The organism is Rhizobium etli 8C-3, from assembly GCF_001908375.1.
GTDB classification, from domain to species: domain Bacteria; phylum Pseudomonadota; class Alphaproteobacteria; order Rhizobiales; family Rhizobiaceae; genus Rhizobium; species Rhizobium etli_B.
In genome coordinates this window covers 2,132,383-2,144,679 of sequence record NZ_CP017244.1, presented here as the reverse complement: position 1 = coordinate 2,144,679, position 12,297 = coordinate 2,132,383, and the positions used below count along the sequence as shown (strand labels likewise).

General features: G+C 59.3%; 15 protein-coding genes and 2 pseudogenes. 5 read left to right on the top strand and 12 right to left on the bottom strand.

Annotation, left to right across the window (positions count from 1 at the left end; translation table 11 throughout):
* Positions 1–28 precede the first annotated feature (28 nt).
* The gene (locus tag AM571_RS35050; RefSeq protein ID WP_074065471.1) at positions 29–1,054 is read left to right on the top strand and encodes a LysR family transcriptional regulator; all 1,026 of its coding nucleotides are present in this window, start codon (positions 29–31) and stop codon (positions 1,052–1,054) included.
* A 119-nt stretch (positions 1,055–1,173) separates the two neighbouring features.
* On the opposite strand, the gene AM571_RS35045 is transcribed toward AM571_RS35050, so the two are convergent.
* From AM571_RS35045 to AM571_RS36015, 4 genes are all read right to left on the bottom strand, one after another.
* Positions 1,174–1,617 carry a TA system VapC family ribonuclease toxin gene (locus tag AM571_RS35045; protein ID WP_074065470.1) on the bottom strand — a complete coding sequence of 148 codons (444 nt, stop codon included), beginning with the start codon at positions 1,615–1,617 and terminating at the stop codon, positions 1,174–1,176.
* A complete protein-coding gene (locus AM571_RS35040; protein WP_132549736.1) occupies positions 1,614–1,841 on the bottom strand; it encodes a CopG family transcriptional regulator in 228 nt (75 codons plus the stop codon). Before AM571_RS35040 ends, AM571_RS35045 begins: the two co-directional genes overlap by 4 nt.
* A 217-nt stretch (positions 1,842–2,058) precedes the next feature.
* Positions 2,059–2,277, bottom strand: a complete 219-nt coding sequence (gene tnpB / locus AM571_RS36020) for an IS66 family insertion sequence element accessory protein TnpB (protein WP_420493397.1) — start codon at positions 2,275–2,277, stop codon at positions 2,059–2,061.
* A 22-nt stretch (positions 2,278–2,299) separates the two neighbouring features.
* Positions 2,300–2,545, bottom strand: coding sequence for a transposase (locus tag AM571_RS36015; RefSeq protein ID WP_207900841.1), 246 nt, complete (start codon positions 2,543–2,545; stop codon positions 2,300–2,302).
* Between the two features lie 275 nt (positions 2,546–2,820).
* On the opposite strand from AM571_RS36015, the pseudogene AM571_RS35030 reads away from it, so the two are divergent.
* Positions 2,821–3,209, top strand: a pseudogene (locus tag AM571_RS35030) (transposase); the annotation flags it as partial.
* Between the two features lie 117 nt (positions 3,210–3,326).
* Here AM571_RS35030 and AM571_RS35025 read toward each other — a convergent pair.
* The 5 genes and pseudogenes from AM571_RS35025 to fsa form a co-directional block, all read right to left on the bottom strand.
* A pseudogene (locus AM571_RS35025) lies at positions 3,327–3,833 on the bottom strand (aminotransferase class III-fold pyridoxal phosphate-dependent enzyme); the annotation flags it as partial.
* Positions 3,834–3,880: 47 nt separating this feature from the next.
* Positions 3,881–4,354 (bottom strand): universal stress protein, encoded by a 474-nt coding sequence (locus AM571_RS35020; protein WP_074065469.1) that lies wholly within the window; start codon positions 4,352–4,354, stop codon positions 3,881–3,883.
* 805 nt (positions 4,355–5,159) lie between these two features.
* Positions 5,160–5,474, bottom strand: a complete 315-nt coding sequence (locus AM571_RS35015) for a hypothetical protein (protein ID WP_074065468.1) — start codon at positions 5,472–5,474, stop codon at positions 5,160–5,162.
* A gap of 50 nt (positions 5,475–5,524) precedes the next feature.
* Positions 5,525–7,063, bottom strand: coding sequence for an FAD-dependent oxidoreductase (locus AM571_RS35010; protein WP_074065467.1), 1,539 nt, complete (start codon positions 7,061–7,063; stop codon positions 5,525–5,527).
* A gap of 181 nt (positions 7,064–7,244) precedes the next feature.
* Positions 7,245–7,901: a fructose-6-phosphate aldolase gene (fsa, locus tag AM571_RS35005; protein ID WP_074065466.1), complete on the bottom strand. Its 657-nt coding sequence runs from the start codon at positions 7,899–7,901 to the stop codon at positions 7,245–7,247.
* 120 nt (positions 7,902–8,021) lie between these two features.
* Here fsa and AM571_RS35000 point away from each other — a divergent pair, with 120 nt between their 5' ends.
* Both AM571_RS35000 and AM571_RS34995 read left to right on the top strand, forming a co-directional pair.
* Positions 8,022–8,393 (top strand): DUF488 domain-containing protein, encoded by a 372-nt coding sequence (locus tag AM571_RS35000; RefSeq protein WP_074065465.1) that lies wholly within the window; start codon positions 8,022–8,024, stop codon positions 8,391–8,393.
* A 226-nt stretch (positions 8,394–8,619) separates the two neighbouring features.
* Entirely contained in the window at positions 8,620–9,471 is an 852-nt protein-coding gene (locus AM571_RS34995; RefSeq protein WP_074065464.1) for a LysR family transcriptional regulator, read from the top strand.
* Here the strand turns inward: AM571_RS34995 and AM571_RS34990 are convergent.
* From AM571_RS34990 to AM571_RS34980, 3 genes are all read right to left on the bottom strand, one after another.
* Positions 9,468–10,268, bottom strand: a complete 801-nt coding sequence (locus tag AM571_RS34990) for a two-component system sensor histidine kinase NtrB (RefSeq protein ID WP_081377286.1) — start codon at positions 10,266–10,268, stop codon at positions 9,468–9,470. The genes AM571_RS34995 and AM571_RS34990 overlap by 4 nt on opposite strands.
* A 115-nt stretch (positions 10,269–10,383) precedes the next feature.
* Complete coding sequence (locus AM571_RS34985; RefSeq protein WP_074065463.1) at positions 10,384–10,905, bottom strand: plastocyanin/azurin family copper-binding protein; 522 nt, start codon at positions 10,903–10,905, stop codon at positions 10,384–10,386.
* Positions 10,902–11,315: a DUF5602 domain-containing protein gene (locus AM571_RS34980; RefSeq protein ID WP_074065462.1), complete on the bottom strand. Its 414-nt coding sequence runs from the start codon at positions 11,313–11,315 to the stop codon at positions 10,902–10,904. Before AM571_RS34980 ends, AM571_RS34985 begins: the two co-directional genes overlap by 4 nt.
* Positions 11,316–11,782: 467 nt before the next feature.
* On the opposite strand from AM571_RS34980, the gene AM571_RS34975 reads away from it, so the two are divergent.
* The gene (locus tag AM571_RS34975) at positions 11,783–12,292 is read left to right on the top strand and encodes a PTS sugar transporter subunit IIA (protein WP_245519990.1); all 510 of its coding nucleotides are present in this window, start codon (positions 11,783–11,785) and stop codon (positions 12,290–12,292) included.
* Positions 12,293–12,297 lie beyond the last annotated feature (5 nt).

The window sequence follows — 12,297 nt, the reverse complement described above, 5'->3', positions numbered from 1 at the left end:
AGCTAACAATCGAAACAGACTGCTACATATGAAACAACAAAAACTCGACCTCAATGGCATCGCCGTGTTTAACAAGGTCGCCGGGGCCGGCAGCTTTAGCGCCGCGGCGCGCGAGCTCGGCATGCCGCGCGCGACCGTCAGCCGGATCGTTGCGCGGCTCGAAGCAGCGCTGGGGGCGCAGCTGTTCTATCGCAACACACGCCGGGTGGAGTTGACCGAGCTCGGCCGCGCCTACCACGAGGCGGCGGCAGAGGGCCTGGGGCTCATCGGAGCGGCCGGCGAAGCGGTCATGGCGGCGCGCGCCGAGCCGTCGGGACTGCTGCGTGTTTCGGCGCCCATCAATTTTGGCACCATGTCGCTCATTCCTTGGATTTCAGAATTTCTCGACGCGCACAAACAAGTGCGCATCTCGTTGCGCCTGGTCGACGACAAGATTGATCCGCTGGCCGAAAGGCTGGACCTTGCCATCCTCACCGGCCCGCAGCCCGACTCCAGTTACCGCAGCCGCCGTCTCGCGGCTTCATCCCTGATCCTCGTTGCCAGCCCCGCCTATGTCGCACGACGGGGTGCGCCGGAGAGGCTGGACTCTCTTGTCGCTCACGATTTCGTGCTGTTCTCGTCCGATCTGGGGAAAGAGGCGTGGAGCCTCGATGGACCGGAGGGGCGGGTTGAAATCACTGTTTCAGGCCGCGTCAACGTCAAGGGGCCGCATGCCGAGCTCAGTGCCGCGCTCTGCGGACTCGGTATTGCGCTGCTGCCGGCGGTGGTAACCGCCCCATACATCGAGACAGGTGAGTTGGTGCAGGTGCTGCCGGGCTATGGCCGGCAGAGCGGGACGATAACGGCGGTCTTTCCCGCCAACCGGCACCAGCCGGCAGCGCTGCGCGCTCTCCTCGATTTTCTCGTCGCCAGGATGGCCGAGCGCGAGCCGGCACGACCCTTTCTTGCAGGCCAGCTGCAGACCAGCCGCTCAGAATCGTGCTGCTGGCCCGGGCGTGCTAGTCGAGGGGAAACTTCAAAAATCTGCTTTCGAGATGAGCACGGAGATGGCTGAACGACCGAAATGAGGCTGAGCGGCCACCATAACTCCGTCCTTGGGACTCTGCATTGGGTCGAAGGGAGCGTCTTCACGCGTTCTTGTCTAACAAGATCGCCTAATGGATCGACGGGAACTCACGATCTACTCGTGGTGATCAGGTGCAAGGCAGAATTGCCCCTTGTAACCGCTGCTGCTGACAGCTTGCGATCGAATGTCGCCAGCTGGCCACCACGCGCCTTGGCTAGCGCAAGCAGGTAGGTGTCAGTGACCTGTCCCGACGTTAGAATTTTCGTGGGAGCGATATCATCCGACCCGACAAGGCTCACATCGTCCGGCCAAAAACTGTGACCGGGGAGCGACCGCAATTTGCGGACGATCTCCATCACGAGTGACGGTGAACCGGGAGAGTTGGGATATTTGGGGTTGCCGACAATCCGGATGACACCATTTTCGGTAATGGGGCAGGTAGCCCACGCGGTCTGACCCATCGCCACGAACCATTCGTGCGCATCATCATGGGCTACATGGCCCGGATCGATTAAGGCAATCATCACATTGACGTCGAGCAGGAAAGTCACGGCAGTTCGTCACGCAAGGCGTTCACGATTTCGAGCGTCACTGGCGGCGCATCCGGCCGAGCTGACAGGAGAGGAATACCGTTGCGCTCACCGCTGCTGGGCGGTCGGCGCAGAGAACGTCTCGCCAGCTCAGAAATGACCTCGCCGACGCTCCGGCGCTGCTGGGTTGCCATCGCTTTTGCGGCGATCAGGACATCGTCGTCAATTGCCAAGGTCGTTCTCATATCCGCCTCTTCGCGCATCAATCATCACGCATCATATAAAGCAAGTGGTCGGCCTTCTCAAGGTGGACACCGCTTACGGTTCACCGCCGGAATTTGCCACCCGAGTCATCGTGACGCACCTATTCGATTGCTGTCGGCGCTCTTGCCTCAACGGCACGAACCCGACGCCAGTCGAGCCCCCCAAACAGCGCCTCGAATTGGGGATGGCCCAAGGTCATCAAGCCGTCCCGAATATCCGGCCAGGATGCTCCTCCAGGCGCTTGTAGGCCATCACCAGACCGGTGCCATCCCAGTAGTGGAATACAAAGACCGCCCCGGTGAACGGGTTCTTGTGCAGCTCATTTTTGACCAGCGCCGCCAGTCCATCATGACCCTTGCGGAAGTGGACTGGCTTGGTCGCCACCATGATCCGAACGCGGTTCGATGGAAGGATCATGCCGAAACCGCGCAGGCACGTGCTACAGCGGCGATGCGGGCGGCAGATGCGCCTTCTTCCATCGGATAGTGACAGCACCGAACATGATCTCGGGGCGACTAGCTTTCTTGATCGGCGGCTCCAAAACAGGTGGATCGACGATCACCGCTGCGAACTCCACCGCATCCTCGGGTGCTGGCAGAACCAATTTGCCCTGACGCGCCATCGTCCGCCAGGTGGAAAGGTGGTTCGGCTTCAAGCCATGGCGCTCTGCGACCTCATTCACCATCGCGCCGGGCCGAGGCTCTCCGAAACGATCTGAGCCTCGACCTCGTCCGGCCACTGCCGGTGAACCTCACGTCCAGACTTCCTGGTCGTGAGAACCTCCAATGTATTCTCCATGGAGAAACTCCCGTTGCTCGTCCATGGAAAGGCGATCACAGATCAGGGCGGCGAGGACAATGTGGGATCGGAACACCGGTTACGAAAGGGCGCACCATTGCGCCGATCTGTTCACCGGCGAAAACTCTCCGGTTCGAACCTGCTCAAGGCGGGCAGTTCCGGTACGGGACGATCATGGTCGATCTCGAGCGCCATTCGGTCGTCGATGTTCTGGACGACCGTAGCGTCGAGAGCGCGAAATCATGGTTGCAAGAGCGTCCGGCGATGGAGGTCATTAGCCGAGATCGCTGTGGTATGTATGCTCAGGCAGCCCGAGAGGGCGCACCGCAGGCCCGCCAAGTAGCCGACCGTTTCCATCTGGTCCGAAATCTCAGGGAGGCAATCAAGGAACAGATGAGCGTTTACGGTCACGCCAATGTTAGACTCATTCTCTCCGAAGATGCTATCGCCAGCACCATGTCACAACAGCGCCGTGCCCGCTTGGGCACAGGCGATCTCGTCAAGAAATATTCGACACGCTTCAAGCGTTGCGGCGGCAGGGCTTCAACTACCTTGGAGCAACGGTCAAGCCGAAGGGCAGATCAACCGCCTCAAGATGCTGAAGCGAGCGGGAAGATCCGGGCGACGGGATAGGCTGCTGACGCACAGTGCGGTTCCTGCGGGTCGAGTTACGTCGCCTGCTTCAAAGCATCGCCCAAGATGGAAACGATTGTTCCGATTTGTATCTCATCGATGATTAACGGAGGAGAAAGCGCAATGATATCCCCGGTCACTCGGATTAGAAGACCTTTATGAAAGCAGTTGGTAAACACGTCATAGGCGCGCGCACCAGGAGCACCATCGCGTGCTGAAAGCTCGATTGCCCCAACGAGGCCGAGGTTTCGGATGTCGATGACGTTTGGTATCCCATTCAAGGAATGCAATGCATCTTCCCAAGTTTTGGCAAGATCGGAAGCGCGACTGAAAAGACCCTCCTCTTTATAGATTTCAAGCGCTGCAAGGCCTGCAGCACACGCGACCGGGTGTCCAGAATATGTATAGCCGTGGAATAGCTCGATGGCGTTTTCTGGTCCCGTCATCAATCCGTCGTAGACTTTGCGACTGGCAAACACGGCACCCATAGGGATGGCACCGTTTGTCAATCCCTTTGCCGTTGTCACAAGGTCGGGAACGAGGATGGGAGACATGCCGAGGCCATACTCGTCCATCAGGCCCTCAAGCTTCAGCTTGCCGCCAGCCGGAAGTCGCCCTCCGATAATGTCTTCGCGAGTTCGAGTATGAATGGCGTCCGACATGGTAAAGCGGAAGTAGCAGCGACATCCGTAGGCTTCTGCACAATGACAAGCCGCCGGGTGTCAATGGGGGCGGCTCGGACAGCAGCCAGGATCACGGCCTCCACCGGCCCCTCCTCCACTACCACCGAGGAGCGAAGCCCTTCGGTAGAGGCGAGTTCCTGGCGCAGGAGACCCGCGTTGCGCATCGCGGCTGTGCGGTATGCTTCACGTAACGACGGGGGGGTTGTGAGGCCAATATCGCTGAGGGCGTGAACGGCAGTCAGGGTGGCGTTCCACTCGATCGCTAGCTGGACCGCCCGGTCCTGTGCCCGGTCGCATCTTGCGCTGAAGTCGGTCGCGAGGATGATATGGTTGGGATTCAGTCGGTCCAGTGCAGGTTCTGCATTTCCGGATATCAACATGGTTCAATCGGCCTCCCTTATACTTCGGCGACACCCTGACTGCGATCCCAACGGATCCTTGGTGATAGCGTCGAGGTGGTCACCATTGGGGCGCCTGGAAGCGCAAGAGCCTGGAAATCAATTTTAATCACGTTGATCTTCTGTAAACCGCCCCCTTCTGTTTCGACGGCAATTGCCCGACCCGCTCTCAGGCCGAGCAGCCCCCAACCCCAAAAGCGACTCTACTGAGACAGTATAATTAGGAAAGTCCCGGCTCCCGTTGCGGACCAGATTGGCTGTTCTCGGCACGCCGGCATGAACGCAGAAGGTCACGCGAGTATTTATGGTCACGACGTCCTCGGGAACATTCCTGGAGGAGCAAATTTCAGCCTGCACCAGCTTTGTTCTGAGAAATCGGCGGTAGGCGCTGTCCCTCGTGGTTTGATCAAGAATCTCTCTAAGCACCGCATGGTCGTTTGGCGTTAGACTACACTGAAGCCGATTGCTCATGTCATAACTCCTCGCCGCAATTATGATTCGGCAAAACTAACTGTACTCGGTTCGATTTTCGTGGCCGCTGGTCTGATGGCGCCAACACTCACGGTCCTGAACGAAGCTACGCCTTCAGCCAGAAAACGACAGTCGTTGAGGTGCCAGGGCGAAATCAGTCGCCTTCAGCTAGCAGCGATACACACCCTATGCACCGTCAGCGTTGTGTCCACTTCCCTCGGCTACGGATTGCCATCCGCAATGCAGGCTTTCTGAAGTGGCATCTTTACTCGACCAGGATTATTTCACGCGAAACAACTTGCTTGATTTTGCGTCATCACCTGTCCTCTCCGGTTCGCTCAAAGATAAGCCACGCCGTGCCCATTTGCGCGATCCGCGTCCTGCGGGCATCCTGAACCTGCTCCGCCTTGCGTTTGGTGAAAGGCCCCATCGGCCGGGACTTCTGTTCGCCGCAACGGACCTGGCAGTACCAATTGATGCCATCGCGAGAAATAATATCAACCGAGGTCGACGTGCCGCGCGGTTCGTGCTTGGCAATCTCATCGACGAAAATGATCGACCTCGAGTAGTGCTTGGCGGGCGTAGTCCTCTGCAAGCCAGGAGCCGGATTGCGGTCGGGCGACGTTGACATGGTAGGACCTCCTTTCTTCGCTGCGGCGGTGCAAGCCTGCATCTGCCTCGTCAGCAGACGACCATTTCATCCTCCATTGCCACCTCGATCATCAGATTTTCAATGTCACGGGATATCGAAGCGGCAGCCAGTACGCGTCCGTCGCGCTTGAAGCGCAGCAGACAGTCCGTGCCGGAAATGTCGCCTTCGACCATGATCTCGTCCCACTCCTCCGCGTGGCCGACATAATTGATTCTGACGTCGTAGTGCTGGCTCCAGAAGAACGGTACGGCATTAAACTTCTCGCTCCGGCCGATCATATTGAGCGCCGCGATTTGCCCTTGCCGTTCGGCCACCACCCAATGTTCGACGCGAATGTTCTCTCCGCTATGGGGGCCGGGCCAGCGCGCGATGTCACCCGCCGCGAAGATCCCATGTTCGCTGGTTTCCAGAAAACTATTCACGACGACGCCGCGGTCAGTTGCCAACCCTGCCGTTTCAGCGAGTTCCGTCCGTGGCCGCACACCGATGCCCACGATCAGGAAGTCAGCGACCAGCGTGCCGCCGCCGCGAAGTTTCACTTCGTTTCCATTGATGCTGCTAGCAGTCTCCTCGAGGTGAAAAACGACCCCGTTCTTCTCGTGCAGGGTTCGGATGAAGTCGCCCATTTGCGGACCCAGGACCCGCCCCATCGGGTGCTTGTCGGGAGCAACGACATGGACTTCGATGCCGCGAGCGCGCAGGGCCGCGGCGACTTCGAGGCCGATAAAGCTCGCTCCAAGCACGACCACCCGATGAGCCGTCGCGCTCCGCTCGATTATGGCCCGGCAGTCGGCGAGAGAGCGTAACTTGAGCACATGGGGCTGGTCGGCGCCTGGAATGGTCAAGCGAACGGGCTCTGCACCGGTCGCAAGCAGCAATTTTTCATAAGAGACGGAGCCTCCGTCCGCGAGGATGACCTCGCGGGTGCGCGGTTCGATGCTCATAGCTTGCGTCCCAAGACGGAGATCGATTTGGTTTCTTGAATAGTAGCTCTCCCCCCGTAGCGGGATCCAGCTCTCCGGCGCCTTGCCGGCAAGGTAGTCCTTTGAAAGGTTCGGCCGGTCGACAGGCGCCGCCTCGTCGTCGCTGAGCATGACGATGCTGCCGGCATATTGCTCTCGCCGCAGCTTCTCAGCGGCGGCAAAGCCTGCCGCCCCGCCACCAATGATGACGATCTTCTTCGGCATTGCCTCTACGGGAAACTCGCGCGTTGCCGCTTCCGTACGCTTGCGCTTGCCAACCACGAAGAGATGGCCGTCGCGCTGTTCCACCCACCAGCATGCCAGCGGCCTGAACGCGGGTGCGCGCAGAGCCTCCCCGGTCTTCAAGCTGAAACATGCGTGATGCCACGGGCAGCGGACGGTGTCGCCGGCCACCAGTCCGTCTGCGAGCGGACCGTTGTAGTGCGTACAATGCGCGTCGACGGCGAAAACCTCCTCCCCGCGGCGCACAAGCAGCACCTGCGCATCGCCGCAATGGCCGACCAGCTTGCTGCCGTCAGGAAGATCGGCAAGTCTGATGCCCCGCGCCAGATCAGGCCCATTCATGCTTCTGTGCTCAGCAGCCATTCGTTTCTCCTTCGCTATCGAGATGGCGCCCGTTGCGGGGGCTGAAAGCGACTCTGCGGGTCGCGGCCTTTGATCTCGCCAGCCAGTTTGTGGCCGCTTCGTCTGTTAAGCAAACGAATATAATCGTCCATTGCGTGCAGTTTTTCTGCTGGATCGCTCAAGACAAGCGGCAACAGGACATCTAAAGAATAGCTTGCCCCGTCCTGCCCCAGTCGGCAAGGAAGGATACCAGTCCTTTCTCGGTGAGCGGGTGTTTGGCCAGGTTCCTAAGCACTGCTGGTGGCACCGTCGCGATATCGGCGCCCGCCATTGCAGCCTTCGTGACAGCCCGCGGCGTGCGAATTGAGGACGCCAGAATTTGCGTATTGAAGGATTTGTCGTTGTCGTAGATCGCCCGAATTTCCCGGACGACTTCCATGCCATCGAGGCCGATGTCGTCCAGCCTGCCGACGAAAGGGGAGATATAGGCGGCACCGGCTTTCGCCGCGAACAATGCCTGGTTGGCTGAAAAGCAGAGGGTAACATTGACCTCCAGCCCGCGTTCGCTGAGTGCCCGGCAAGCCCTGAACCCATCCCAGGTGGAGGGGACCTTGACGGCCACATTCGCAGCTATGCTGGCCAACTGCTCCCCCTCGGCGATCATGCCATCGAATTCAGTCGCGGTGACCTCCGCTGAGACCGGGCCCTCGATCGCTTCGCAGATCTCCTTGACAACCTCCCGGATCGGTCGGCCGGTCTTTGCGATCAAGGACGGGTTGGTGGTTACCCCGTCGACAACGCCTGCGGTGGCGAGCTCGCGGATTTCGGCAATATCGGCTGTGTCGACAAAGAACTTCATCGCTTTTTCTCCTGGCATAGTCGCGTGATGCGTTGGCGACCCGCTGTTCGAGGTGATTTGGTCGTGGCAGATGTGGACGCGCGCCGTATCTGCGTGAAGGCAGGCGTGGGAGCGACGTGCATGGCCACCAAAATCTCTGGGGAGGACGTCAAACTGAAGCGTGCTTATGAGAGTCCGACGGACAGTGACGGCAAGCGTGTCTTGGTTGACCGGCTGTGGCCGCGCGGAGTCAGGAAGACCGATGCGGCAATTGATTATTGGGCTAAGGAGCTGGCGCCAAGCACCGAGCTGCGGAAATGGTTCGCTCACGATCCCTCCCGTTGGGAGGAGTTCCGCCGGCGATATACCGCTGAGATCGAGGCGCATCGCGAGGAATTTGATCGATTGCGCGACCTGGCGCTTAAAGGTCCGATCACGCTCGTCTATGCGGCGCGTGACGAGACGCACAACGATGCCGTCGTTCTCAGGGAGCTCTTGCTGGCACATCGATAAAATGCCCCATCTTGATGTCGGGAACGACGACGCCGTAGGAGCGCGTCGCTGCGCGCATGCCGAGTGGGCCAAGCGCGCCGCGCCGAACAAGGATGGCACTCGCGTTCGATCCGCCTGTCTACGCAGCATGCAGCGCTAGCTGGATTCAACCCGAGCTTACGGCTCGGCTAGTAATTAGCAAACGAATTTGATTGACATTTAAGCGCAACTTTTATGCTATACTGAGATGGACATTGAACTCGCCCGTACTTTCTTGGAAATAGTTTCAACGGGAAGTTTTATTCGAGCCTCCGAGCGCTTGAATGTTGCTCAGACGACCGTTAGCGCGCGGATTCGTCACCTCGAACAACTGCTTGGCCGGCCACTGTTCATTCGGAACAAGGGCGGCGCGTCACTGACGCCGGCAGGCGAGCAGTTCCTGCGCCACGCGCCAACGTTCGTCCAGTTATGGCAGCGCACTCGTCAACAGGTCAAAGTACCGGCAGGGCGCCGAGCTGTGCTGACGGTCGGCAGCGAAGTCACTCTTGCGCAACCACTGCTGCTCAGCTGGGTGATATGGATTCGCCAGTTTCTTCCCGACATCGCGCTGCGCGTACATGTCGACGTGCCCCAGGATCTGATCAATCAGGTCGCCTCGGGAATGGTCGATGTGGCGATCATGTATGCTCCCCAGCATCGACCCGGCCTTAGAATCGACCTGCTGATGGAAGAAAAGCTCGTGCTCGTGACAACCGATCCGGAAGCGAAGCGCCTTGAGGAGACGAGTTACATCTACATGGATTGGGGGCCCGATTTCGGGCGGCAACATGACATGAATTTCCCAGATATCGCACCGGACCTCTCTTTCGATCTCGGTCCCCTGGCTCTCGGCTACGTTCTCGAAAGCGGCGGCTCGGGCTATTTCAGGATGAGCGCAGTGGAGCCGCATCTAGCTGCGGGTGAGATCTACCTCGTACCCGATATGCCGCAATATTCCTATCCGGTTTACTCGGTGAGGTCGGCAAATGCCGATGAGAGTGTCGTGGGACCTGCCCTTGCGGGTTTGCGCGCGATCTCCGAAGGCAACATTGAGGCCTAAGCGGCCGCGTCGGGCAATGGAAACAGCAGGTCGACTGTGGTTCCGGTGCCTCGTTCACTGGCAATGCTCAGATGGCCGCCGACCATCTGCATGAAAGTGCGCACCTGCGCTAACCCCATTCCGGTGCCGTTCTCGCCCTTGGTCGTGAAGAACGGGTCCAGCACCTTTTGCAGAACGTCCTGTGGCATGCCGCAGCCGTGGTCCTTAACGCGAAGCCGGGCGTAGGTTCCCGGCGCCGGCCCGCCTTTCGCACAATTCGTCGCGACGAGCCGCTCCGTTCCGATCCAAATCTCACCGCCGCCTGGCATGGCATCGCGAGCGTTAAGGACAAGATTGAGAACGGCGGCGTCGAACAACGCCGGATCGATCAGACAGCTTGGAATGTCGGAACCCAATGCGAGCCTGACGCGGATGCCAGGTCCCGCGCCATACCGGAGGAATGGCCCGGTAGAGCTGACGAGCTCATTCAGGTTGCGCACTTGCAGGTCGGGTTCTCTATGGTCTGCAAAAGCGAGCAACTGCGATATCAGTTCGACGCCCCGATCGACGCCTTCCCGCGCCGCCGCGATAAAGGCGCGCACGCTCTCCGGCTGGTCAGCTTTTCTTTCGGCGAGCCTCAGGCCCGATTCGACAATCGCCAGGATGTTCCTGAGATCATGGGCAATACCGCCGGTCATCTCGCCCAAGGAGGCAAGCCGGCGCATTGCGCGTTCGTGCTGTTCTACTGCCAGTGTCCCGCCGCTGCTCTCCGTCTGCGATTGCAGCAATGGGTCTGCCCGAATCGCCATATCTGTCATGATAGCCTCTCATGGTTTCCGATGCCGCTCGGAAACTACGGTCCCCGCGCCATCGCCTTCATCTATTCGCTCGTCGGCTCGACACCCGCCGAAACGCGCCACGCGATATCTAAACTCAGCGGATTGTCCGATTTGCCCTTATTTCTTCGACCGTCGGAAACGCCTTGAGGGCCTCATCCGGTAGGCCCCGGCTTGCGGCGACCGCCTCCATCCAGCCGCCATGCGCTTCCGGTTCGCCGACTATGATGCGGCCGACCATTCCAGCCTGCTCGTGGGGAACGCAATAATAGTCATAAACCCCTTGCTCGGTGAAGGTTACCGAAAAGCTCTCGCCAGGCAGGAGATAGTCTGAATCCCAGGATTTAGCCGATTCAGGCATGCGCAGCGGCCTCCCGAAGTTTGCTGGATGATAGGCGGTCGTCGTATGCGAATTGCCGGGGTTGAAGTTGGTCCAGCGGACCATCTGACCCGGCTTGATCAGAACACCGATCGGGTCGAACCAGACATGCGAGCCATCGGCGCGCCCCTGCATCCTAATCTCCACGACCTCTTCGGCCCACACGTCCCGCTGGGACAGGGAAAGGACGGCGACCAGCCCACCGCCCAAGCCCAGCACTTCACGCCGCGCGATCGTCATTTGGCGACGCTCGCTTCGCCCGCCGCTGCAACATGCCACAGCACCACATGGACATGCGGCTCTTCCACGCCTGGATGGCCGGCATTGTAGTAGACGTCGACATGGTCGACGTTGCCGCCCGGCGCTGCAAGGTTATCGAAAGACTTGTCCGGATTGAGATCCTTGGTCGGCAGCATATAGATCGTGCTGGCAAGCTTTCCGTCATGATCATAGGCGAGGAACGGACCGGCCGGCAATGTCGCCGGATCGACGAAGAGCTGGCCCATGCCGGGGAGGAAATCGGGTAACTTCACGAGCTTGCTGACCTGCTGATAAGGCGCGGCTGGCGGCGCTTTTGCGACTTCATCCGCCGCGATAGCACAAACCGAGCTGTCCAGTATCAGAACAGGTACGAGGAAGAGTTTTTTCATCGGGGAGATCCTTTTTTCCGTTCAAAGCCGAGATCGCGGAAATTCCGGCGGCCAATGGCTGTTCGTACGACCTGTCGCGTGCAGCCATTCAAGAACCAGGCGGCAATATTAGTCCAATGAAATAAACTGGCATTTCAGTGCAGTATTTCTGCATTCCTCCTAATTTTCGGCCTCACCGCCCTCTGATTGCCGGAAGTCTACTGGCCGCGAGATATCCACGAATTCAGAGCGATCCACGTTCCTAGCCGCGCGCTTGATTTCAAGAGTTCCGTCCCCATGTTTAAGTTACTATGAATACTTTCGCACCACAGAGAGAGCCACAGCGCCTCAAAGCAGGCCTCTAGCCCGGACGTGACCTCTACCGGCTTCGCGTCCGGGTCAGCCACATCTTCGATTCAATCAGAAAGCGCAGCAGACGGCGTGCCAAACGCACTTCGTTTGCGCTCGCGCGTATCGGCTTAGAGGCAATGATGATGACGTTCAGCAACCTGTCAGAAGATAATATTACTCTTGACCTTGCGACAAAGGGAAAGCACTCGGCGCTGTCCAGGATCGCTGTCAAACTTGCGCGAGGAACCGGGCTTGATGATCGAGCAATTCTTCGGGGCATTTGGAGGCGGGAGCGGGTCGGGTCAACCGCCATCGGTCGTGGCATCGCCGTCCCGCACGTATTGCTGCGCTCGATTTCGTCGCCTGTAGCGTCATTTACGCGACTGGCTCCTCCGATAGATTTCAACAGCCCCGACAGCGATCCCGTCGATCTCGTCTTTACCTTGCTTTGGCCGCGCTCTGAGGCTCGCACCTTCTTGCCTGCGCTGTCGCGACTATTCCGTACGGTGCGCGCGCCGCTGATCAGGGAGGGACTTCGGCTGGCCCAATCCCCCGAGGAGGTGATGGCGATTTTGATGAGCGAGGCAAGGCAGGTCGACGGTATCCCATGGCGGACCAATGCCACGCACTCGGTGGCACTAAGGTGAACACT